The 22,002-nt window shown below is 50.8% G+C and carries 23 protein-coding genes; 5 read left to right on the top strand and 18 right to left on the bottom strand.

Going from position 1 to position 22,002, the window contains the following annotated elements; genetic code table 11:
* Positions 1 to 18: 18 nt before the first annotated feature.
* The 12 genes from A10D4_RS00805 to A10D4_RS00750 all read right to left on the bottom strand — a co-directional run bounded on the left by A10D4_RS00805 (position 19) and on the right by A10D4_RS00750 (position 10,449).
* Positions 19 to 498 (bottom strand): phosphatidylglycerophosphatase A family protein, encoded by a 480-nt coding sequence (locus tag A10D4_RS00805; RefSeq protein WP_008487103.1) that lies wholly within the window; start codon positions 496 to 498, stop codon positions 19 to 21.
* Entirely contained in the window at positions 482 to 1,477 is a 996-nt protein-coding gene (gene thiL / locus A10D4_RS00800; RefSeq protein ID WP_008487102.1) for a thiamine-phosphate kinase, read from the bottom strand. The genes A10D4_RS00805 and thiL overlap by 17 nt, the downstream gene beginning before the upstream one ends.
* A 3-nt stretch (positions 1,478 to 1,480) precedes the next feature.
* Positions 1,481 to 1,900 (bottom strand): transcription antitermination factor NusB, encoded by a 420-nt coding sequence (gene nusB, locus A10D4_RS00795; protein WP_008487101.1) that lies wholly within the window; start codon positions 1,898 to 1,900, stop codon positions 1,481 to 1,483.
* A gap of 10 nt (positions 1,901 to 1,910) precedes the next feature.
* Complete coding sequence (gene ribH / locus A10D4_RS00790; protein ID WP_008487100.1) at positions 1,911 to 2,375, bottom strand: 6,7-dimethyl-8-ribityllumazine synthase; 465 nt, start codon at positions 2,373 to 2,375, stop codon at positions 1,911 to 1,913.
* Between the two features lie 86 nt (positions 2,376 to 2,461).
* On the bottom strand, positions 2,462 to 3,091 hold the full coding sequence (locus A10D4_RS00785) for a GNAT family N-acetyltransferase (RefSeq protein WP_008487099.1): 630 nt from the start codon (positions 3,089 to 3,091) through the stop codon (positions 2,462 to 2,464).
* Entirely contained in the window at positions 3,092 to 3,697 is a 606-nt protein-coding gene (locus A10D4_RS00780) for a lysophospholipid acyltransferase family protein (protein ID WP_008487098.1), read from the bottom strand.
* A 6-nt stretch (positions 3,698 to 3,703) separates the two neighbouring features.
* On the bottom strand, positions 3,704 to 4,573 hold the full coding sequence (locus tag A10D4_RS00775) for a DUF3014 domain-containing protein (protein WP_008487097.1): 870 nt from the start codon (positions 4,571 to 4,573) through the stop codon (positions 3,704 to 3,706).
* A 19-nt stretch (positions 4,574 to 4,592) separates the two neighbouring features.
* On the bottom strand, positions 4,593 to 5,378 hold the full coding sequence (gene yaaA, locus A10D4_RS00770) for a peroxide stress protein YaaA (RefSeq protein ID WP_008487095.1): 786 nt from the start codon (positions 5,376 to 5,378) through the stop codon (positions 4,593 to 4,595).
* A gap of 189 nt (positions 5,379 to 5,567) precedes the next feature.
* A complete protein-coding gene (secF, locus tag A10D4_RS00765) occupies positions 5,568 to 6,515 on the bottom strand; it encodes a protein translocase subunit SecF (RefSeq protein ID WP_008487094.1) in 948 nt (315 codons plus the stop codon).
* Positions 6,516 to 6,524: 9 nt separating this feature from the next.
* Entirely contained in the window at positions 6,525 to 8,369 is a 1,845-nt protein-coding gene (gene secD, locus A10D4_RS00760; protein ID WP_008487093.1) for a protein translocase subunit SecD, read from the bottom strand.
* A 20-nt stretch (positions 8,370 to 8,389) separates the two neighbouring features.
* The gene (gene yajC / locus A10D4_RS00755) at positions 8,390 to 8,728 is read right to left on the bottom strand and encodes a preprotein translocase subunit YajC (RefSeq protein ID WP_008487092.1); all 339 of its coding nucleotides are present in this window, start codon (positions 8,726 to 8,728) and stop codon (positions 8,390 to 8,392) included.
* A gap of 149 nt (positions 8,729 to 8,877) precedes the next feature.
* Positions 8,878 to 10,449 carry a sigma 54-interacting transcriptional regulator gene (locus tag A10D4_RS00750; RefSeq protein ID WP_008487091.1) on the bottom strand — a complete coding sequence of 524 codons (1,572 nt, stop codon included), beginning with the start codon at positions 10,447 to 10,449 and terminating at the stop codon, positions 8,878 to 8,880.
* Between the two features lie 268 nt (positions 10,450 to 10,717).
* Between A10D4_RS00750 and A10D4_RS00745 the strand changes: the two genes are divergently transcribed.
* Positions 10,718 to 11,335: a trimeric intracellular cation channel family protein gene (locus A10D4_RS00745; protein ID WP_008487090.1), complete on the top strand. Its 618-nt coding sequence runs from the start codon at positions 10,718 to 10,720 to the stop codon at positions 11,333 to 11,335.
* 57 nt (positions 11,336 to 11,392) lie between these two features.
* Positions 11,393 to 12,688 carry a GntP family permease gene (locus tag A10D4_RS00740; RefSeq protein ID WP_008487088.1) on the top strand — a complete coding sequence of 432 codons (1,296 nt, stop codon included), beginning with the start codon at positions 11,393 to 11,395 and terminating at the stop codon, positions 12,686 to 12,688.
* A 67-nt stretch (positions 12,689 to 12,755) separates the two neighbouring features.
* Here the strand turns inward: A10D4_RS00740 and A10D4_RS00735 are convergent, their stop codons facing one another.
* On the bottom strand, positions 12,756 to 14,519 hold the full coding sequence (locus tag A10D4_RS00735; protein ID WP_008487087.1) for a TIGR03545 family protein: 1,764 nt from the start codon (positions 14,517 to 14,519) through the stop codon (positions 12,756 to 12,758).
* A gap of 6 nt (positions 14,520 to 14,525) precedes the next feature.
* Positions 14,526 to 15,032, bottom strand: a complete 507-nt coding sequence (locus A10D4_RS00730; RefSeq protein ID WP_008487086.1) for a TIGR03546 family protein — start codon at positions 15,030 to 15,032, stop codon at positions 14,526 to 14,528.
* Between the two features lie 243 nt (positions 15,033 to 15,275).
* Here A10D4_RS00730 and A10D4_RS00725 point away from each other — a divergent pair, with 243 nt between their 5' ends.
* Both A10D4_RS00725 and A10D4_RS00720 read left to right on the top strand, forming a co-directional pair.
* Entirely contained in the window at positions 15,276 to 16,736 is a 1,461-nt protein-coding gene (locus A10D4_RS00725; RefSeq protein WP_008487085.1) for a RimK family protein, read from the top strand.
* Complete coding sequence (locus A10D4_RS00720) at positions 16,736 to 17,194, top strand: GNAT family N-acetyltransferase (RefSeq protein ID WP_008487084.1); 459 nt, start codon at positions 16,736 to 16,738, stop codon at positions 17,192 to 17,194. The genes A10D4_RS00725 and A10D4_RS00720 overlap by 1 nt, the downstream gene beginning before the upstream one ends.
* Here A10D4_RS00720 and A10D4_RS00715 read toward each other — a convergent pair.
* From A10D4_RS00715 to A10D4_RS00700, 4 genes are all read right to left on the bottom strand, one after another.
* Positions 17,191 to 18,093: an alpha/beta hydrolase gene (locus tag A10D4_RS00715; RefSeq protein WP_008487083.1), complete on the bottom strand. Its 903-nt coding sequence runs from the start codon at positions 18,091 to 18,093 to the stop codon at positions 17,191 to 17,193. The genes A10D4_RS00720 and A10D4_RS00715 overlap by 4 nt on opposite strands.
* On the bottom strand, positions 18,090 to 19,436 hold the full coding sequence (glpQ, locus tag A10D4_RS00710) for a glycerophosphodiester phosphodiesterase (RefSeq protein ID WP_008487082.1): 1,347 nt from the start codon (positions 19,434 to 19,436) through the stop codon (positions 18,090 to 18,092). Before glpQ ends, A10D4_RS00715 begins: the two co-directional genes overlap by 4 nt.
* 121 nt (positions 19,437 to 19,557) lie before the next feature.
* Entirely contained in the window at positions 19,558 to 20,043 is a 486-nt protein-coding gene (locus A10D4_RS00705) for a hypothetical protein (RefSeq protein ID WP_008487081.1), read from the bottom strand.
* 4 nt (positions 20,044 to 20,047) lie between these two features.
* Positions 20,048 to 21,139, bottom strand: coding sequence for a cysteine synthase A (locus A10D4_RS00700; protein WP_008487080.1), 1,092 nt, complete (start codon positions 21,137 to 21,139; stop codon positions 20,048 to 20,050).
* A 124-nt stretch (positions 21,140 to 21,263) separates the two neighbouring features.
* Between A10D4_RS00700 and A10D4_RS00695 the strand changes: the two genes are divergently transcribed.
* Positions 21,264 to 21,968: an endonuclease V gene (locus A10D4_RS00695; protein WP_008487079.1), complete on the top strand. Its 705-nt coding sequence runs from the start codon at positions 21,264 to 21,266 to the stop codon at positions 21,966 to 21,968.
* The last annotated feature ends 34 nt before the right edge of the window (positions 21,969 to 22,002 follow it).

The following is a 22,002-nucleotide window of genomic DNA, read 5'->3' as shown; positions in this document are numbered from 1 at the left end:
CGCCGAACTCAAGTATTTCTAAAGTATTAAGGCCGCGCCATGTAAAATGAGCGCGGTCAAAATACCCGCCACGACGTCGTCTAACATAATACCACTGCCGCCGTGCAACTGACGGTCGCACCAGCCCACCGGACCCGGTTTGCTGATATCTAAAATGCGGAATAGCACAAATGCCGCCAGCAACCATGGCCATTGATGCGGTAACGCATACATGGCGATAAAATAGCCGACAATTTCATCCCAAACGATAGCTGGATGATCATGCACACCCATCGCTTTGGCCGAATAGGCACAACAAGCAATACCCGCCAGCGTCATCACTACTAGCAAGATTAATTGCTGCCACCAATTAAATTGCAGCAGCCCAACCAGTAGCAGCAGCGGAATAGCAGCCAGGGTGCCAAAGGTTCCCGGTGCTTTGGGTGCCAGTCCAGAGCCAAAACCCAGCGAGATTAAATGAATCGGATTAGCCAGCGATAACTTATTCGCTAACAGCATGGTCATCTCCAAAATGGTTAAAGCCACGCTGTTCGGGCATTTGCCAGGCTTGCCCATCAAGCGACAACTGCATGCTACCTGGCCGACCACCAATCACCTGACCAATGCAAATGGGTTTTACCGCGGTGTGCGCTAACGCCGTGTCTAACATACCTCGACGTTCTTCAGGGACGGTAAAACACAACTCGTAGTCGTCGCCGCTGGTTAGCCCGTAACGCAGTGCGGTGTCGGTATCGACGGTCTCGGTTAATGCCAGCGACAGCGGCAATTCATTTAAATCGATACGTGCGGCTAACTGCGAGCGTTGCAGTAAATGACCTAAATCGGCCAGTAGGCCATCAGAAATATCGATAGCTGCGCTAGCAATACCACGTAGTGATTGTCCTAAGGCTACCCGCGGATGTGGGTAGTGTAGCTTCTCGACCACTCGTTGTAGGTGCGCGGCGGGTAACTGTACACGTCCCTGCGTGGCCGCTAACCCTAAACCAGCATCGCCAACATTGCCGCTTAAATAAATCCAATCACCGGCTTTCGCCCCATGCCGAGTAATAGCGCGGCCATTGGGTAATTGCCCGTGAGCGGTAACGGTAATGGTTAGTGGACCTTTGGTGGTATCGCCACCGACCAAGGTACAGCCGTAGTAACGGCTAACTTCGTGAAAGCCAGAGGAGAAGTCCGTTAACCAGTCATGGTCAATCTGCGGCAAGGTTAGCGCTAAGCTTAACCAGCAGGGTTCGGCACCCATTGCCGCTAAATCACTGAGATTAACAGCAACCACTTTATGACCTAATGCTCGCGGCGGCGTGGTGCGATCAAAATGTACCCCTTCTACCAAGGTATCGGTAGCGACCACCAATTGATGCTGGGCAGCGGGCGTTAAGATGGCACCGTCGTCGCCGATACCGAGTTCGACATCACGACGACTGTGCTGACGATGAGCAAAGTACTCATCGATGAGAGAAAATTCATCGACCGACATGATTTATTGGCGAGCGGGCCGCAATGAATCGACAGCTTTGTCTAAAACACCGTTAACGAAGCGGTGGCTATCGTCGGCACCAAATGATTTAGCCAATTCAATAGCCTCGTTAATGGCCACTTTATAAGGCACATCGATACGTTCGCGTAACTCATAACAGGCTATGCGTAAAATCGCACGCTCAATGTGGTCTAAATCGTCGATCGGGCGATCTAAAAACGGGCTCATGGCTTGATCGAGATTACGCGCTTGCGCACCAACCCCTCGTACTAACGCCATGAAGTAATCAGTATCGACCTTGCTGGTATCGTTGTCGGTTAAAAACTGAGCTTCGATATCACTGATAGAATTCTCGCTTAACTGCCAAGAATAAATCGCTTGAACGGCTAATTTACGAGCCTTACGACGCGCTGCTGGTTTCATCATCAACCTCTTACAACTGAGCCAGTACGTTGACCATTTCTAACGCACTTAACGCCGCTTCGGCGCCTTTATTGCCGGCTTTAGAGCCGCTGCGCTCAATGGCTTGTTCGATGCTGTCGGTGGTGATCACACCAAAAGCGACAGGGACACCCGTTTGTTGCGCAACCCGCGCCAAACCGCTATTGCATTCGCCAGCGACAAAATCAAAGTGCGGTGTACCACCACGGATCACGGCACCGACCGCGATGATCGCGTCAAAGTCGCCGGAATCGGCCAATTTCTGTGCGGTAACTGGCATTTCATAGGCGCCAGGTACGCGTACAACGGTAATGTCAGTGTCGCTAACTTGACCGTATTGCTTGAGCGTACCTACCGCGCCTTGCAGTAAGCTCTCAACCACGAAATGATTAAAACGCGATACCACAATGGCAAATTTTTTACCGGGTGCGGCAATACCGCCTTCGATGACGTTCATGACTGTTCCTATCAACCCAAACTCGATGAAATTATTGTGCGCGATAATAGCACAAATTAAAACAATGTGCGCTGCTACAAAATCGCTTAGCGGGCGCGGTAGGAAAAGAACAGCGTGGCGTTATCTTTGTCTTCGGCAACTTGACTGAGACCCTGCCGGCGCACCTGCGCTAACGCGACTTCGTTAGTGGTCGCGACCGGTAGTAGCAGATTTTGCCAAGGCCATTGTGTCGCCAACCATGGCAACACCTGCGATAACAGACGCTCGGCGCTATCACTGCTGCTCTCGCGCTCGGTTAACCACCAGCTCAGTTCGGCATCATACTGTTGTTCAGCCAGCCCCGGTACGTCGCTACGTTGTTCGAGAATCGGTACCAGATAAAGCGCACCAACGATAGTGTCTTTATTGCGCGGCCGAATAATGAAGGTAAAGGCTCGTCGTTGTAAGTGTTGCTCAACCTGATAACGAACCATCTCGGTATTCATTTCAGGCGTGGCTTTTTCGGATGGCCAAGCCCAACCAAGTTGATGATAAAGGAAAGATTGTGATGAAAAATAAGCTTTATAAAACGCCGCCGCATCGTCGTTAGACAACGGCGTCAACACATAGTCGTTAGTTTGTAGTTGTGCTGGCACCTGCCACTCATCCTGCCAAAAGTTTAAAGCCTGCGCGGGAGCACAGGCAAACAAGCAAAAGATGAGTAGCCAGCGCGACATTTACGTGACGCTCCCGTGCTTACCTTTGGCGTGCATAAAATAGGATTTAACACGCTGAAGTTCGCTTTCAATATCACCACTAATCATTAACGCCGGGCCAATATCAACCACTTTACGGGCAAAATCGAAAGCCACCGGTATGACCGGCACGTGCGCCTGTCGAGCGATATGTAAAAAACCGGTTTTCCATTGGGTCACTTTTTTGCGCGTGCCCTCGGGCGTTAACACCAACATCAACTGTCGTTGTTGAGCAAAACGATCGACCATTTGTTCGACTACACCGCGCGCGGCTCGGCGATCGACCGGAATCCCACCCAGTTTACGCATCAGCGTGCCTAGCGGAAAATGAAATAACGTATGCTTGGCCAAAAACGACAGCTTCAGACCTAACGCCATTTTTGTAAATACACCTACCGGGAAGTCCCAGTTTGAGGTATGCGGCGCTACCGCTACCAAGGCTTGGCGTACCGCCGGAAATTGCCCATTGATACGCCAACCGCCCATTAAACGCAGTCCTGCGCGACCCAACCAACGACTAAAACGACCACCTTGAGTGGGCAATTCGCCGAGTAACTGCTCGGGTACAGGATCTGGAGCTTTGGTCATAACTACCTACATCTGTTTTAACTGCTGCTTAATTTCGCGCAGCTTAGCTTTAATTTTTCGCATATTCTCGGGACCCACGCGCAACAACTGCTTCTGTGCCGGTGGTAAGCCTTCGAGCGCCGGATCAGCGTATGTGTACATCACCTGGTCGTCTTCAACTTCAATCAAGCTATCGGGTTCAGGCGTCGCCAATAATACATCAATGGCCTCAATGGCACTATCAGTGAAATCTCCATCGGGATAACCGATTTCGCCGTAAGCCTCGCCGATCAGCGGTTGAAAATGGCGATAGTTTTTAATCAGCACTTGATTATCGATGCTGGTAAACCAACTCACTAAGTTGTCATAACGGTCATAACTGCGCTCATCAATATACAACTTGTCATCTAATTCGATTACCGCAAACTGACCATCAGGGCGCGCGACTGGCGCGTGTTCGGTCACCACCATGCCGTTACGCAAGTTGTCCACGAACACCACCACGTCACGGATCATGCTGTCGCTGGACAATGGCTGAGTATCGACCTCGTCTTGCGCTAAGGTTTCCATCACTACCGGAGTGCTCTGCGCTAGGCTCGGCAAGGGTTGTTCGGGTTCAGGCTGCTGCTGCGGTTGCTCGTCTGGCGTTTCAGCAACCGGCTCAAAATCATCAGGTTCGGCCTGCGGTTCTGGTTCAGGCTCTGGTTGCGCTGCGGTTTCCGGCTGCTTAGGCACTTCCATACTGCGTTCGACCGGTTGTCGTTGCTGAGTTGTATCATCACCACTGGTCAGCCACCAGACTAGGCCGGCGGCAACGATAACTACAATAGCAGCAACGGCAATCCAAGTGCCTTTGTTGCCGCCGTCTTGTTTAAATTCGTCAGTGTCGTTGCTCATGCCCTGTTTCCTCTATGACTTAAGCCGATTGTTGCGGACGCGTAAAAACCAACTGCGCGTCGTCGGATTGGGCCGCGCTATATTGATAGCCAGCGGCTGAAAATGCCTGTAAGTCAGACACTTTTTTAGGTTTTTCGTTCAGAATAAAGCGTGCCATCATGCCGCGCGCTTTTTTCGCATAAAAGCTGATGACTTTATACTGACCATTCTTCTCATCTTTAAATACTGGCGTCACTAACTTTGCGTTCAATTGCCGAGTTTTTACTGCGGAAAAGTATTCGTTTGACGCTAAATTAACGAGAACCTCGCTATTACTTTCTTGGCAGTCACGGTTCAGCATATCGGTGATCAGCTCGCCCCAAAACTCGTACAAGTTTTTACCGCGCTCATTATCCAGCTTGGTGCCCATTTCTAACCGATAAGGCTGCATTAAATCGAGCGGCCTTAACAGACCATACAAACCCGATAGAATGCGCAAATGCTGTTGCCCGTAAGCAATCGCATTAGTCGATAATTGATAAGCATCAAGCCCCGCATAGACATCACCATTAAAGGCAAACAGCGCGGGTCTGGCGTTATCCTGATTAAAAGGCAGTTGCCAGTCGGCAAACCGAGCAGCGTTTAACCCGGCTAATTTATCGCTGATCTTCATCAAACTGCCGAGTTGCTGCGGTGACAATTCGCGGCAACGTTCAACCAACAATTCGGCGTGATTTAACAGCCTCGGCTGAGTCGCCGTTACGGCCGGATAAGTCGATTGATAATCTAGATTTTTGGCCGGTGATATAACGGCTAATACACTCACATGCGCCTCCAACAGACAACGAACAATGAACCACAGGTTAGCGCTCTTGGCTTACCCTATGTGGTTAGACTTTATAGCTAATATACTGATTTTATGCGGCAAGATCATCTAAGCGAGCGGATTAGCCAACGCCAAAAACAAAACAGGCCGACCATTGTCGACCTGTTTAAGCGTAGACCTTGAGTTAGGTTACGGCAACGGATCTTGATCGGCACCCTCTTTTTCTACCTCGGTAGGCATCAAGTCATCACGACTAACGCCCAACATTAATGCCACCGAACTGGCAACATAAATAGAAGAATAAGTACCAATAAAGACACCAAACAATAACGCCGTAGCGAATCCATGAATCAACTGGCCACCCAAGAAGAACAACGCTAACAGCACTAAGATAGTGGTTAGAGAGGTGATTAGGGTACGGCTCATGGTCTGCGTCAAAGACACATTGATGGTTTCTTCCGGACTGTATTTACGGAATTTGCGAAAATTCTCGCGAATACGGTCACTGACCACTACGGTATCGTTAATCGAATAACCAATAACCGCCAGCAAAGCCGCTAATACCGTGAGGTCGAATTCCAACTGAAACACCGAAAACAAACCTAAGGTAATGATCACGTCGTGTGCCAACGCTCCTACCGCACCGACAGCTAAACGCCACTCGAAGCGAATCGCGATATAAATCAGGATACAAATAAGCGCGGTTAACATGGCTAAACCGCCTTGCTCCTTTAACTCATCGCCAACCGCCGAACCGACAAACTCGATACGTTGCATTTGCATATCGACGTTCATACCCGACTGCAATGCCTGCATCACCTGATTGCCCAGTTCTTCAGCCTTAACGCCTTCGCGCGGCTCTAAGCGAATCAAGATTTCGCTTTGCGAACCATAGGTTTGCACCACCGCATCGCCAAAATCGTTCTCGCTTAGCTGTTGCCGCACTTGATTAAGGTCGGCAGGCTGTGAAAAGCTCACTTGAATCAGCGTACCGCCGGTAAAATCCAAACCAAAATTTAGATTATTGATCACCAGCGAGGTCAAAGACGCTAGCACCAACAAGGTGCTAAACGCCATGGCGACAAAACGCCCTTTCATAAAGGCGATGGTTTTGTCTGTTTTAATAATCTGTCTCATGTTCGCCCCCTACACCGACAGCTTCTTGATACGCTTGCCGCCCCAAATAGCGTTAACAACCGCGCGCGTACCAACAATGGCAGTGAACATTGAGGTAATAATGCCGACCGCCAAGGTAATGGCGAAGCCTTTTACCGGACCAGTACCTACCGCAAACAAAATGATAGCGGCGATGAGCGTGGTCACGTTGGCATCAGCGATAGTCGACAAAGCACTGTCGTAGCCGTGATGAATAGCTTGCTGAGGGCTACGTTTAGCTCTGATTTCTTCACGAATACGTTCAAAAATCAGTACGTTGGCATCCACCGCCATACCGACGGTCAAGACAATACCGGCCATTCCCGGCAAGGTTAACGTAGCACCCGGGATCATTGACATAACGCCAATGATCAGCACCACGTTGGCAGCCAGCGCAGCGTTCGCCACCATACCGAATTTACGGTAGTAAATGACCATGAACAGCAAGACTAAAATAAAGCCCCAGAAAATCGCTTGCGTACCCGAGTCGATGTTCTCTTGGCCTAAGCTTGGACCGACGGTGCGTTCTTCAACGATTTGAATCGGCGCAATCAATGCACCGGCACGCAACAGCAACGCCAAGTTCTGAGCTTCTTGATGCTGTAAGCCAGTAATGCGGAAGTTACTGCCTAAGCGGGCTTGAATAGTCGCCACGTTGATAACTTCGGCGTTCTTTTCAAACACTAACTTACCCTCAGCATCACGACGGTCGGTGGCTTTGTATTCAATGAATACCGTTGCCATCGGTTTACCAATGGCGTCGCGGGTAGCGGTTGACATTTTATTACCGCCAGCGCCATCTAAGGCGATGCTGACTTGCGGCTGACTATTTTCGTCAAACCCAGCATTCGCGTTAATAATATGGTCACCGGTCAGAATCACCTCAGATTTCAACAACTGCGGGGCGCCATCACGCATCGGTAGTAATTCACTACCAAAAGGCACACGGCCACGTTGTGCATCGGCCACACTGTTATCGGTATCAACCATGCGGAATTCTAATGTTGCCGTGGCGCCCAAAATATCTTTGGCTCGCGCGGTGTCTTGCACACCCGGTAATTCAACCACGATACGGTTGGCGCCCTGACGCTGAATCAGCGGTTCCGCAACGCCCAGTTCGTTAACCCGGTTACGCATGATGGTGATATTTTGAGAAATTGCGTATTCGCGGGTTTCGCGCAATTTATCTTCGGTCATTTGCAGGGTAATTTGGCGCGCATCGGCGTCGTCCAGCAACACATAACCGGGATATTTATTGTCGAGGAAGTTTTCCGCCGCCTGAAAATCTTCGGCGGTACGCAGCTTAACCACGATATGATTGTCTTGCACGCTGACATCGGTATAACGAATGCGTTGGTCGCGTAAGTCAGTGCGTACCAAGTCGCGCGTCTGCCCACCAATTTTGCTCAGCGCTTCATCCATGTCGACTTCCATCAGGAAGTGCACACCACCGCGCAAGTCGAGACCGAGCTTCATCGGTTCAGCACCGATACTGCGTAACCAGGTTGGCGTCGCAGGAGCTAAATTGAGTGCGACGATATAGTCATCGCCCAAGGCTTGATTAAGAATATCGCGGGCAGCCAGTTGATCACTATCAGAATTAACCCGAACTAAAATTTGTTCGTCTTCCAGTGCCACTGACTTAACCGTCAGATTAGCCGCTTGTAGGCTTTCACGTACGTCATCGAGTGTGGCTGCCGTGACCGTACTATTACGGCTGGCAGAAATCTGAACAGCGTGATCTTCACCGTATAAATTAGGCAGCGCATATAGCGCTGCCACGGCGATGATCAACACCACCATCAGATTTTTCCACAACGGATACTTATTTAACACGTTGTGTCCTTAGCTTTTGCTTACAGAGACTTCATCGTCCCTTTAGGTAACACCGAGGTCACTGCTGCTTTTTGTACAGTCACTTCAACGCTATCGCTGATGGCAATCACCATCACGTCTTTATCATCGCTGATTTTGGTAATACGACCGACGATACCACCATTGGTTAGTACCTCGTCACCCTTACCCATTGATGCCACCAGCTCGCGATGTTGCTTAACACGCTTAGCTTGCGGACGATAAATCATAAAATAGAAAATCAGACCGAAGGCCAGCAACATGAAGACCAATTCCATCACGCCACCACTTTGAGCTGCGCCTTGCTGCTGCGCGTACGCATTAGAAATAAAGAAATCCATTGAGGTTATCCTCTCATTGTCGTTGTAATCGGCCCACGCCGTTGTCTGCTTGGTTATGGGGGTGTTTTCCCCATTTGACAAGGTTGGTCGGCCAAAGCTTTGAAAAATTTGTCAGGCAGTGTACCCGAATCCGATCAGAAATTCAGCGTTTATACGTCGTATCCGAGCGCTTTTAAGCGTCGTCGCAAGCCAATTTGGGACACTTCCAATTGCCACATCATCTGTTCGGTGTCGCCATGACATTGACGATAACAGGTCGACAACTCCTGCTCACCGATATCTTGCGCATTACGGAAGCCATCAAAGCGTTGCAGTAACTGATAAACCGACGCCCGTGAAATCCCTAGCTGCTCGGCACAGGCCTGCAACTCAAAGCGGTTGTCCTGCAACGCCTGCGCTAACTCTTCACGGCTGATGCTGTTGGGTTTTCGGCGCTGCTGCTGTGGCGGACGTGCGGTTAAGGTATGGTGGCCAGACGCTGCTGGCCGCAGCATCGACAACAGTTGGGGTTCAATTTGCAGTTGTGCTTTATCACGACTATCGATGACCACTTGCCGCGCCACATTTCGTAATTGGCGCACGTTACCAGGCCAACTGAATTCTAGCAGTTGCGTCATCGCCGCGGCCGTTAGCGTCGGCATGGTGGGAACGGCTTGCTGCCAATCTTGGTGTAAGCGCTGCCACTGTTGCTGTGCAAAATGCATAAACAGCAAACCAATGTCCTCGCGGCGCTCGCGCAGACTCGGTAAAAATATTTGATAGCTGGACAGACGATGTAACAGCGGCAGTTTGAAGCGCTCGTGTTCAGACGCCGTTTCCAAATCGGCATCGGTAGCAGCAATTAAACGCACACTGATTTGCACTGGCGAGGTTGAGCCAACCGGATAGATTTCGCCGGTTTCTAACGCCCGTAGCAACATCGCTTGCACATCACCCGAGGCCTCACCAATCTCGTCTAAAAATAGGGTGCCGCCATCCGCCGCCATAAAATAGCCATCACGGTCGGCGGCCGCACCGGTGAATGCGCCCTTGCGTGCACCGAATAATTCAGCGACCGCTAACGAGTCTTGCATGGCCGCCAAGTTGACCGATACGAACGCCTGTTGTTGCCGTTGCGAATGCTGATAAATAGCCTGTGCTACCAGTTCTTTACCGGTACCGGTTTCGCCGCGAATGAGCACCGGCTCCTGTAACCCAGCAATACGAGCAATACGGCGACGTACACTGGCTAAATAAGGGCTCATACCTTTTAAACCAAAGTCATCTGAGTCTTGTTCAGCGGGCATGGGTAACCACTTTAATAGCAGCACTACGCGGTCGCTTAAGGTTATCGGCACGCCGTCTAACAATTCGTCTTGAGTCAGTATGTATTCGTCTGCTGACGCACGATCACTGACATTTAAGCGGGTATTGCTATCCCCCTGCTTAACCACAACATCGTCGCTGCCACGGCGTTCAAGCCAAACTGGTGTACGACTTATGTAAGCGTCCGCCAGCGCCTGGCCGAAGCCTTGTTGATGCTTAAATTCCGGTTGATTACGACTCAACGGTGCACGCCCCTGACGCATCAAATCGACCAAAATAGCCGACTCTCCAATACGTTCAAGTTGCGGATGCAGCATGATCACCAGAGTGGGATAAAGCTGTTCGTCACTCTGCGATGAACTATCGGCATGGCGGGTCGATAAAACCTGCGTTTGCGTTTGCGCGTTGATATCCATGTAACGAATTACACCATAGCTAAGCCGTTAAACCATAGTTAAACCCTAGTTAAACCCTAGTTAAACCCTAGTTAAACCATAGTAACGAGTTAAACGTTGCGTTGATAAACGTTATCTTAAGGGCTAGTTGGTTAAATAGCTAGCGTCGATAGTGGGATTCCACGCCAAGCGCCGAGGGTAGGTGTGACCATGGACTTATTCGCCTCTCCCCTAGGCAACGCTGGCTAGCCGTGCCAAACTAGGTTTTTTTACTTAACCAGCAACCGTTATGGACTTTGCCTTTTATTGGATAGATTTAGCCGGAGTAGCGATTTTTGCAGTTTCCGGCACCTTACTCGCCTTTCGTAAAAAAATGGATGGCTTTGGTGTTATCGTACTGGCCTCGGTAACCGCTATCGGCGGTGGCACCATTCGCGACCTGATCTTGGGCTTACCGGTATTCTGGACTCATGATCAAACTTATTTTTATTCCATTTTGATGGCCGCTTGTATCACCATTATTTGGTTGCGCTATCGTAGTTACATTCCAATGACCACCTTATTGGTCGCCGACGCCGTGGGGATCGCTTTTTTTGCTGCTATGGGTGCGCAAAAAACGCTAATGGCAGGCTTTCCCCCCTTTATTGCGGTGATCATGGGCACCATCTCGGCCTGCTTCGGAGGCATGTTGCGTGATGTACTGGCACGGGACGTACCACTGGTGCTAAAAGGCGAGCTGTATGCCACCACCTGTATTGTCGGCGCAGCCTGCTACACCTTGCTGGTGGCTATCGATCCGCTGTTAGCGTTAGCGGTTGGTATGACCGCCACACTAACGCTGCGGCTGTTGGCGATCCGCTTCCGCTGGTCGCTGCCGGTATTCAGCGACAGTCAGGATAACGTGTAATTATCGCGCATTTAACGTCAAACCGTTCACTATAACGATAAAAAAAGGACCTTGACCATGTTAAGTCTGATCGGCCTCGTTGGCGGCCTCATACTATTAATTGTACTGACATTACGTGGCTTAAATCTGTTTATCGGTGCACCACTGTGCGCCTTGGTTGTTGCCGTTTGTAGTCGGTTACCGCTACTGCAAGGTGAGCACAACTTTGTCAGTATTTACATGGATGGTTTTGCCGGTTTTGTCGCGGCATGGTTCTTTATGTTTTTACTCGGCAGTTTGTTTGGCAAACTGATGGAAGATACCGGCGCGGCCGATAGTGTTGCTAGCTGGATCATTGGTAAATTAGGCCGCCGCCAAGCGGTGTTGGCGGTCGTGCTAGCCTGTGCGATTTTGACATACGGTGGCGTATCGGTATTCATCGTGGCGTTCTCGGTCTATCCCATGGCCTTGAGTCTGTTTAAAGACGCTAACTTACCTCGTCGCTTTATTCCGGCAGCGCTAGCATTTGGCTCCATCACCTTTACCATGACCTCCGCCGGTTCACCCGAAATTCAGAACTGGATCCCGATCAAGTATCTCGGCACCTCGCCCTACGCTGGCTGGCAAGTCAGTATCGTGGTAGCGGCACTCATGGCTGGCTTTGGCTATTGGTGGTTACAGCGCATGATCGGCCGCGCGGTGGCAAACGGCGAATCGTTCCAAGCGCGCAACGGCGATCCGCAACTACCGCAGCGACAATTACCGTCGCCATTGACCGGCCTGATTCCGCTGCTGGTGGTGTTAAGTATTTCTTTTAGCTTCCATCAGCAATTACAACAGAACGCGCTTATTGTGGCGTTGCTGGGCGGCGTACTAAGCTTGGTATTGATTAATTTTCGGCATTTACGGCAACCTAAAATCGCCATCGGCGAAGCCACCACCGGCGCCCTGATAGCGATCGGTAATACTGCTGCTGTAGTAGGCTTCGGCAGTATTGCGCAAACCACACCGGCGTTTAACGAGGCGGTGGCATTGATGACGCAGATACCGGGTAATGAGTTACTGGGCGCGGCGTTAGCGGTGAGCGTAATTGCCGGTTTAACCGGATCAGCTTCGGGCGGTCAGGCGATTGCTTTACCCTTGGTGGCGCCGCACTATTTAGACGCCGGGGTGGCAGCAGACGAACTACATCGCATTGTTTCGATATCCTCGGGAGCCATCGACTCACTACCGCACAACGGTTATGTAGTCACTACCATTCGCGCTATTTGCGGCGAAACCCATCAAGCGGCTTATTGGCCCCTAGCCGCGTTAACCGTCGTAGTTCCAGTACTGGGTTTAGCGCTGGCTATCGCGATGTTTATTCTCTGGTAAGACAGGCCGCGCAGCGTCGACAACCGCTAAATGTCGACGCCGTGCGCTGAGCAGCAATGGCGACAGACTAATTATTGCCGCCAAGTTTTTTGAATAAACCCTCTTTTAATTTGTCACCTACCGAATCTTCGGCTTTAGCGTTTAACAAATCGTTCAAACGACTGTCTTTGCTGTCAGCCAGTTCAAGTAACTGCGTTAATTCCGCTAGTTGCGGCTGTTGTTCCGACAAGGCACTTTGTACCTGCTCGTTTAAACGCGCCTTGACCGCATCCAATTTATCTTGCGCCGCACTCATCGCCGTTCCCGTTAGCGCTTCGGTTAGCTGACGGTCCAAGTCCGAGTTAAGCGATAAGGACGGCGAAGTAATATCGCCACTCATGTTAGCGCGAATATCTAAGCGCTGAAGCTGTCCGAGCGCCTGCCCAACCAACTGCGCCCAACGTTGTTCGCCGCTGGCTTGGATATCCAAATTAGCCAACCGAATAGCGCCGTTACCCTCTAACTGGTTACTACGCACCGCCATCGAGCCGTCGGTGTCTAAGGTGGTGGCTAACAGTGTGGCGCTGAAAGCCGACGATTCGCTCAACGGCGTATCGCTCAGTTTCAGCCCTTTTAATTGCCATTGCTGACGCGCGTCAATACCGTTTTCTCCTAAGGATAACTCGCCATTCAAGTTAAACGACTGCCATAAGCCGTTATTGTCAGCCCGCGCTTGAAAGGTGGTCGGTTGGCCTAATTGCTGGTGTTGATGAGTGATATTGCGCCAATCGACGTCCAGCACGGTATCGCCAAAGGCAAACTCGGTGACCGCCTTTTTAATCAAAAACTCTGGCGGCGCATCGTCTTCGGTAAACGATAACCACTGCCCTTGCCCGCGCGCAGGCTCGATCGTCTGATCGTTACTGGAACGCGCCAGCATTGGCGCTACTTGCTCATAAGCGAGCAAAATGTACTGGCTCCATTGCCGCGCCTTTTCACCAAATACCAACGACGTGACATTACCTAAGCCTTGACTGTCCAATTTGAAAAACTGCTGGATGCGGTCGATATCGTCACCAGGTGCCGATTTAACGGCCGCTAACTCAGCACTCAAGGTCTCGCGAGCTTGACTAACGGTGTCTTTGAATTGCTTAACCGCATCGCGGTCGGCACGGAAGTCTGCCTTCAGTTTTTCTAACTGCTCACGGCGCTGCGCTAAATCTCCCAGCCCTTCAATTTTGCCCTCAGTCAGCTCCTTGATGCGCTGCTCGTAGGACTTTAAGGTCTCGTCGCTGGGCAACGCCGCCTTGGCCTGTTCCAGTTTTTGTTGCTGCTCGGCAAAGGTTTGTTTGGCGTTAGCAATAACGGTCTCGGTTTGGATATTGACCTGTTGCATGATGTCATCGACCGATGGCAATTCAATATCCAGCGCCTCTAAACCCGAGCCGGCCGCATCTAACAAGCTGTCTTTAGTCACCGGCGCATAGACTTCACCGGCACTGTCGCGTGGTTGGTCAACGCGAATGCCGCTGGCATTCATTTGTTCGAAAATATAACGCCCTAACAATAACTGACCGGTGTCGATATCGGCACGCACCTCGCCGACCACCACCCGATTATTCTCCGGCTGCTGCGGATTGGTCACTTGAATACCATAAACGCCTATCGATAACGGCACCCAACTATGCTCGACGCGTTCGATATTAACTTCGGCACCGTTCAGGCGACCCAGCGTTTTTTCCATGCCCCAGCGCAAAATACTGTCGAGGAATAACCACGAAAACGCCACCAACAATCCAACAAAGACGACAAATGCCAGCAACCCCGGCCAACGAATAATGCTACGTTTCATGCGCTGTTACCCCCGAATCCCTGCGTAAATCTGCCAAAAACGACTAGCGCGTAAACCTTGCACCACTTTGAGTTTGAGCAACCAAGCCTGAATATGACCGCGATAGTTGATGACAATCAGATAGCTCAGTACCGCTAATATCGGTGCAAACAGCAGACTAACGATAATGCTACCCATGGTAATACTATGATGGAACTGGGTAATGCGGCCCCAAGGCGACGCGTATAGTGTTTCCCAAACGCCTTGCCAGCTCGGTGATTGCAACACGCTCATACCAATTTGATGGAACCACGGGTCGAGTAAATAGGCGATCCCCGAGAATACCAAAAACGAGACAATAAAAGCCGATAGGTTAATTCGAAACAGCAACGCGGCTAATAAAATGATTAAATTGTGCACACGCCATAACGGCGTCAATCCCAGCACCATGCCCAACACAAAGGCAAAAGCCAATGCCCAGGCACCTGTTTCAGAGTTCAAAGCTTTCAATAGCTTGGCTAACAACGTCAGCATCAGCGCTTCTCCTTGCCAATTTCACGTCTATGCTTGGTAGTTAATAACTACACTTTTGCATCAGTGCAGTAAGTGGTTAATACTGATTGTTCAGAATAGCGTATTCTGATCACTTTATAACTTCTGATTAGAAAAATTAGTTGTAAAAGTGCTTGTTTTTTTAACGTCCTAGACTTAAAAAAGCGGCCAGCATTCAGTCGGACTGAAATGCCTTTTTAACCCTTGATGGAACGGACATTTTTCATGCAACAGACGCCACAAATCATTGTTGATGACATCAGCGATTGGCAACCCTACTATCCCAGTCAGTCACTCGTCACCGCAAGTGAGTACTTACAACAGCAACACCCGAAAAGTCGTACCCACGCCTTAAACCTTTGTGCCGACTTGAGCTACTTGTCCACTGGCTATTACGTCAGTTTGCTGGCCGAGGCACGAGGCCAACGTATCATGCCATCGGTGTCGACCATCAACGATCTGGCTAACTTCTCTCATTATCAGCTATTGCTAAGTGATTTAGACAAACAACTAACCCGCTTTTTAGACAGCGAAAAGCAACAAGCGCCGGTATCGTTTTTGATTTGCTTTGGACAAAGCCAGCAGCCACAACTGAATACCTTCGCACGACAACTGTTCGAGCGCTACCCCTGCCCGATCATGCGTGTCGAATTGGCCTGGCAAGGACGTTGGTTCATTAATCAACTGAGCGCTGGCAGCTTGACCGAACTAGATGACGAACAGCAAACCTTCTTTGGTAATGCGTTAGATAGCTTTAGTAAGCGGGTCTGGCGTAAAGCTCGTACGCGTAAAGAATATCGCTACGATATGGCGATTTTGTACGACCCAGACGAGAAAATCCCAACCAGCGATAGTAAAGCGCTGAAAAAATTCATTCGCGCGGCAAAAGATTGCGATATCGACGCCGAGCTGATTACCAGCAGCGACTTTAACCGTTTGCTGGAGTTTGACGCGTTATTTATTCGCGAAACCACGCGTATTAACCACTACACTTACCATTTTGCTAAGAAGGCTGAAGCCAACGGCATGGTCGTGATCGATGCCCCCGGCTCGATTTTGCAATGTGCTAATAAAGTATTTTTGAAAGAGCTGCTTGAGAAGCACCAAATCGCAACGCCCAAAACCGAACTGTTGTTATTGCAACAGGACATCGATTATACCGCCATCGGCAAGCGCCTTGATTATCCAGTGGTGCTGAAGATCCCAGATGGCTCGTTCTCGATTGGTGTCGAAAAAGCCGAAGATGAAGCCGAATTTCGTGAAGTCGCCGCACGCTTGTTTGAGAAGTCGACGATTCTGTTGGTGCAAGAGTTTTTACCCACCGACTTTGACTGGCGTATTGGCGTCCTTAATAACCGTCCGATATACGCTTGTCAGTATTTTATGTCACGTAATCACTGGCAAATTTATGAACATGTGGAAGGTAGCAAACCGAAAAGTGGTTCATTTGAAACCGTTGGCGTGCATCAAGTGCCAAAAGACGTGGTGAAAGCGGCGTTACAAGCGACGCGACTGATCGGCGACGGTTTATACGGCGTTGACCTAAAAATGACTGACAAAGGTCCTGTCATCATTGAAATCAACGACAACCCTTCGATTGAGTCCAGTGTCGAAGATTTACACTTGGGCGACGAGCTTTACCGGATGATCATGGCCGACTTTGCAAGGCGCTTGGAAGAAAAATAGTGAGCACCGATGTGACCATTCGTTTAGCCACGCGTGACGACCTTACCCAACTGGTCGCCCTAGAGGCGGCCTGCTTTGACTATAGTCGTATCGGTAAACGCAGCTTTAGCCGTTTAATGCAGTCGCCCTCGGCGCAATTGCACGTATTGGTAAAGGCAAAGCAAATTCAAGCTTACAGCTTATTATTGACGCGTCGCAATAGCCGCCGCTGGCGTTTATATTCGTTAGCCGTAGCGCCAGCAGCCAGAGGTCAAGGCTTAAGTAAACGATTACTTCACTACGTCATCGACTACGTTAAGGCGCAGCATGCGAGCGCGCTCACGTTAGAAGTCAAAACGGATAATGCAGCCGCCATTGCACTTTATCGGCAGCTTAACTTTGAAGTCACCGACGTGCTGGTTGGTTATTACGACGACGGTTGTGACGGTTATAAAATGTCACTCAGCTTTAACCCTTAATGGCGATGCTCTGCCGTTTCATTAGCTGGCGGCTGAGCAGTGGCTGATGGCTGTTGCTGCTGATTAAGCGATTTTAATAATGCGTCCATCGCGGCAATAAATGACGGTTCACCGGCTAAATTGCCATGCCCGACCCCGGCTAAACGAATAAACTGGTCATCGGCCTTGAGCAACTGAGCTAAACGCTCAGACGCGTCAATCGGGATCAGTTTATCCTGTTCACCATGAATCAGGGTGATTGGTGTCTGACATCCGCTTAAGGCTTTATCGGTGCGTAATGGATAGCGCAATACCGCCGAGGGGATGTAGGGCACGATTTGCGCCGCTAGATCGACCATACTGTAGTAAGGTGCTTTCAGGACGAGATAACGCGGCTGCTGACGGCAAGCCAACCACGCTGCTGGGCCAGAGCCCAATGAATAACCGACCACCACGATATCTTGCTGCTGGTAAGATTGCAGCAACCAACGATAAAGCGCAGCCACATCGCCGTATAATTGGCTTTCACTGGTGATTTCACCAGCACTTTTACCATAGCCGCGATAGTCCACCATGAATAAGTCGTAGCCATTGTCTAAGTAAACCTGGTTGTATTCGGGTTTAGCCCAATCGACCAGCGAACCGCGATTGCCATGTAGGTAAAAAACGACGCCCTGTCGCTGCTTTTGCGTGCGAAACAACAAGCTGTGTAAACGTACGCCATCGGGCATGGCGATATAAGATTCTTCAAACGGCTGCTCATAGTCATAAACATAGTCGCTAGCCAACAGCGTCGGCTTAAATAGCTCCCGCTCCTGCCAACCATAGTAATAGCCAATCACCGCCGCATATCCCAATAGCGCGATAATAACGACCGCTATCAGGCTGCGTAGCAGGCTAAAACCGCGATAAGCGATCATCGCAACGGTTTGCTCCGGTCAACCTGAGCGCCAGCCGGCAACTGATCAACGTCGGTGTCGTCGTGCGCCGCATCAGGTTCGTGCTGTTCAGCGTCAGAGGCTCGACCAATAGCGGCTAACTTCGCGGGTACTCGATTACCGGGAAAATCGGTAAAGACACCATCGACGCCGGCCTGTTGTAACCACTTGATCAAGGTTGGATAGTCTGGTGTGCCTGAGGGTAACTGATCGGCACGCGCGGTGTATACGTGTACGCGTAAACCAGCCCGATGCGCCGCCTTGACTAAATCGGTAAACTGCGGTTGGCCGTTTTCGTCCACGCCTTTTAACACGTGCGGTAGCCACACCCCAACCGCTGACACGGTATTGGATAAGGCTTCTAATCCAGCGGCACTGCGCATTGCCGAATAATCAACGTCGGCTTCGTTCCATTCATTTTCACCGATCAATTGCACCGTCGGCGCGTTCACGTGATATTCGCGTAATAAACGACGCAAGACCTCAGGGTCAAACGATTGTAGATACAACGGCGATGGACTACCTTTAGGCTCCAAATAACCAGCGCGAGATAAAGCCGCCATGGTTGCCGCCGTGACATCAAAGCCTTGGTTGCGATACCACGCGGCATTCTTAATTTCGACGTAAGCACCGGTACGCATGTCACGGGTTTTATTTAATCCATTTAACAGCGCCAAATGCTCGGCCAGCGTAGCAATACGAAAATTGACTGCGCTACCATCAAAGCGGTTCGGCCAACGCATGTCACCGGTCGACTCATCAATGCGGTCATGCAACCTCAGCTGTTTTAACTCAGCGACGCTAAAGTCCAACACATAGTATTTGCCATCTGGACGCGTACGCTCAGGGAACACGTCAGCAACATTGCTGACAGCGCCTAGTGTCAGGTCATGTAATACCACCGGCACGCCGTCACGGCTTAGCTGCACATCCTGCTCTAAATAGTCGGCGCCTAAGCCATGCGCCAATGCCGCGGCGGCTAGAGTATGTTCAGGTAAATAACCGGAAGCACCACGATGGGCAATCACAATCCAATCTTTGTCGTCGACATTTACCGGACTCTGTTGAGCCTCTTGCGCCTGCTCAACGGCTAGCGGATCTTGCGCTAAAACCGGTTGCTGGTCGCTATCAGCGGTTACCGATGGTTGCTCTACTGAAGACGACGATTGCTGATTAGCTTGTAACGCTTCAACCACCGCTTGTTGCATATCATTGTCGCCTTGAGCCCAGCTTGGCGTGCTCGTTATGCCCCCCAGCAAGACTGCGACAACAACTTTTTTTCTAATATTTTTCAAGCGATTAGATTGGGGGTTCACCGAGCTCATGGTGACCTCCTTTACAATGTAAAGATGGAATCAGTTTGCCACAGTTCGGCCATCGCGCAAGCTGACTAACGTATTTTTTACGTTTTACTACACCTTTGGCTTTATGCACGCCACAGCGCCGTTATTGGCGAGGCAAAAATAAACGCACCGAGAAAGTCGCGATAGCTTCGCTGACTTCGTCGATCGCTTGGGCTAAGCTAGCGCTGTCTTGCGCCGCCAGACGCGCAGCAAATGTACTTTGCGCCAAGCGCTTTTCGTCGTCATCCAGATACACCACCTCGACCGCCAACACACTCTCGTCTAACACGACCACACGGTAGCTTAAAATCACACCGTCGCCTTGGCTAAACCGTTGCGGTTGATAAAGTGCAGCGGCTAAGCGTTGCGGTAGGCGCTGACTGATGGCACTTGGCACCGCCAATGTCGATGGTCGCGCTTGCAAGGCAATACTGGAAACCTTCGGCAGCGGCTCGGCTTTAGCTCGCGATGCCGGTCCGCTAACCTGCACACAAGCACTCAGCGACAGCGCTAAAGTAAGACTCGCCGCGCCGAGTAACAGCAACTTGCATAACGCTCGACAGCGGCGCAACGCCGATCCGATGCTCATGGTCTTAGCTCCAGTAATCACGAGTGACGTGAAGCACGCGCTGCGATTGCTGACGATAACGCTGCAGCAACTCGGCTATCGGTTCGACTTGATCGCTCAAACCGCGTTGTTGCAGGTAGTCAGCGTTATACAATTTACTGGCGGAACGCTCACCGAGATCGCAAGCAAAGGTGACAATCGTCTTACCTTGCCCATGATATAACGCTGCCGCTAGTGCCGCAGCGACGTTCAATGCCGAACTACTGCCCAACACAATGCCGTCTTCATCACGCACATAACGTGACAGGGTGACTAAATCTTGATCCGGTAGATTGATCGCATAATCGATTTTAGCCTGTCGGAAATTCTCGACCCGACGCATAATACCGATGCCCTCGGTCATGCTGGAACCCGATGATTGATACTCGCCAGTTTTGAGGAACTGATAAATGCCAGAGCCATCGGGGTCGGCCAACCAGACCGCCAAATCGGGCTTTTGTTGCTTTAAATACGTAGAGTTACCAGCAATCGTGCCGCCAGTGCCAGCAACCGATACCAAGACATCAATAGCACCCTGTGTTTGCTGCCAAATTTCCGGCCCGGTTTGCAAAAAATGAGCACGTGCATTGCTAGTATTTTCAAACTGATTCGCCCACCAGTAATCATCGTGCTGTTCAGCGATACGCTTAGCGGTGTGATAAAAATGATTGGGATCTTTAAACGGTACTGGGTCGACCGCTTTTAACTGTGCCCCGTGCAGGCTGATCATGCGAGTTTTTTCCGGCGCCTGATCGTTAGGCATCACCGCTAGCATTTTTAAGCCGTAAGATTTAGCCACCAAAGCCAAACCAATGCCGGTATTGCCAGCAGTGCCCTCAACAATGGTCATGCCCGGTTTTAGCTCACCGCTAGCCATGGCGTCTTTAACTAATTGCAGGGCCGCGCGGTCTTTAATCGAGCCACCCGGATTTTGAAACTCGCACTTGAGGTAAATGTCGCAACCGGTCAAGGCTGATAAACTCGGGATTTTCAGCAAATCGGTCTGACCGATCAAGTCTGCCGGGCGCTCACCCACGCGGGCGGCGAGCGTTTGCGAAATCGAACTGGTTGTTGTCATACTACCCTCATGTCACACAGGCGTTGATTTGAGTATATCAGACTCTTACGCGATGCTCGCGGTTAACGCTCAGCGCCGCTGCGCAGTTGCCGTTGACGGTGCTGTAAAACTAGGAAGACAGACCATGCAAGACCATCAACATAACTCTATCGCTGCGCCCAGCATCGACTGGCCCGGCTCAGTCGCTGCCGCTCGTCAGCAACAACGACAGCTGGCACAACGCTGCCTGCAGCAGACCACGGAGTGGTCAGGATTATGTCACGGCGACGTGGTGGTGGGTGCCGATGTCGCGTTTCCGCAAAATGGCCAACTGACGCGTGCGGCAGTGGTTGCCATGCGCTGGCCGTGCTTGACGGTACTCGAGCTGCAAGTGCATGAACAAGCCACTAGCTTACCTTACATCCCCGGGTGTTTGAGTTACCGCGAAGGTCCAGCGTTGTTAGCGGCACTGGCAAAACTAAACCATGACTATCGACTACTGATGTGTGATGGTCAGGGTCAGTCGCATCCGCAACGCTTGGGCATTGCGGCTCATATTGGCGCCGTGTTACAAAAGCCCAGCATTGGTATCGCCAAGTCCAGGCTTTGTGGTAACGGTAGCGAACCTGCAGCCGCGCGAGGTAGTAGTAGCGAACATTGGCATGACGATAAACAACAGCAGCTGGCTGGCTATTGGTTGCGCAGTCGAGAGGGCGTAAAGGCGGTACTGGTTTCGGCCGGTTACGGGCTCGACCAGCAGCAGGCATTAACCGCGGTTAAACAATGTTTAGGCCGTTATAAATTGCCGTTGCCAACTCATCTTGCCGATAAACTGAGTAAGTCCTATTAAACCGGCTAGGGAAACTGCGAATAAGTCTATGGTC

Source organism: Idiomarina xiamenensis 10-D-4 (assembly GCF_000299895.1).
In the GTDB taxonomy this organism is placed as follows: Bacteria; Pseudomonadota; Gammaproteobacteria; order Enterobacterales; family Alteromonadaceae; genus Idiomarina; species Idiomarina xiamenensis.
This window is presented reverse-complemented; position numbering and strand designations above follow the sequence as displayed.

Excerpts from the sequence above, each read along its gene's own strand:
- A10D4_RS00805 (WP_008487103.1), bottom strand. The coding sequence starts at position 498 with ATGCTGTTAGCGAATAAGTTATCGCTGGCTAATCCGATTCATTTAATC.
- thiL (WP_008487102.1), bottom strand. The coding sequence starts at position 1,477 with ATGTCGGTCGATGAATTTTCTCTCATCGATGAGTACTTTGCTCATCGT.
- nusB (WP_008487101.1), bottom strand. The coding sequence starts at position 1,900 with ATGAAACCAGCAGCGCGTCGTAAGGCTCGTAAATTAGCCGTTCAAGCG.
- ribH (WP_008487100.1), bottom strand. The coding sequence starts at position 2,375 with ATGAACGTCATCGAAGGCGGTATTGCCGCACCCGGTAAAAAATTTGCC.
- A10D4_RS00785 (WP_008487099.1), bottom strand. The coding sequence starts at position 3,091 with ATGTCGCGCTGGCTACTCATCTTTTGCTTGTTTGCCTGTGCTCCCGCG.
- A10D4_RS00780 (WP_008487098.1), bottom strand. The coding sequence starts at position 3,697 with ATGACCAAAGCTCCAGATCCTGTACCCGAGCAGTTACTCGGCGAATTG.
- A10D4_RS00775 (WP_008487097.1), bottom strand. The coding sequence starts at position 4,573 with ATGAGCAACGACACTGACGAATTTAAACAAGACGGCGGCAACAAAGGC.
- secF (WP_008487094.1), bottom strand. The coding sequence starts at position 6,515 with ATGAGACAGATTATTAAAACAGACAAAACCATCGCCTTTATGAAAGGG.
- yajC (WP_008487092.1), bottom strand. The coding sequence starts at position 8,728 with ATGGATTTCTTTATTTCTAATGCGTACGCGCAGCAGCAAGGCGCAGCT.
- A10D4_RS00750 (WP_008487091.1), bottom strand. The coding sequence starts at position 10,449 with ATGGATATCAACGCGCAAACGCAAACGCAGGTTTTATCGACCCGCCAT.
- A10D4_RS00745 (WP_008487090.1), top strand. The coding sequence starts at position 10,718 with ATGGACTTTGCCTTTTATTGGATAGATTTAGCCGGAGTAGCGATTTTT.
- A10D4_RS00740 (WP_008487088.1), top strand. The coding sequence starts at position 11,393 with ATGTTAAGTCTGATCGGCCTCGTTGGCGGCCTCATACTATTAATTGTA.
- A10D4_RS00735 (WP_008487087.1), bottom strand. The coding sequence starts at position 14,519 with ATGAAACGTAGCATTATTCGTTGGCCGGGGTTGCTGGCATTTGTCGTC.
- A10D4_RS00730 (WP_008487086.1), bottom strand. The coding sequence starts at position 15,032 with ATGCTGACGTTGTTAGCCAAGCTATTGAAAGCTTTGAACTCTGAAACA.
- A10D4_RS00725 (WP_008487085.1), top strand. The coding sequence starts at position 15,276 with ATGCAACAGACGCCACAAATCATTGTTGATGACATCAGCGATTGGCAA.
- A10D4_RS00715 (WP_008487083.1), bottom strand. The coding sequence starts at position 18,093 with ATGATCGCTTATCGCGGTTTTAGCCTGCTACGCAGCCTGATAGCGGTC.
- glpQ (WP_008487082.1), bottom strand. The coding sequence starts at position 19,436 with ATGAGCTCGGTGAACCCCCAATCTAATCGCTTGAAAAATATTAGAAAA.
- A10D4_RS00705 (WP_008487081.1), bottom strand. The coding sequence starts at position 20,043 with ATGAGCATCGGATCGGCGTTGCGCCGCTGTCGAGCGTTATGCAAGTTG.
- A10D4_RS00700 (WP_008487080.1), bottom strand. The coding sequence starts at position 21,139 with ATGACAACAACCAGTTCGATTTCGCAAACGCTCGCCGCCCGCGTGGGT.
- A10D4_RS00695 (WP_008487079.1), top strand. The coding sequence starts at position 21,264 with ATGCAAGACCATCAACATAACTCTATCGCTGCGCCCAGCATCGACTGG.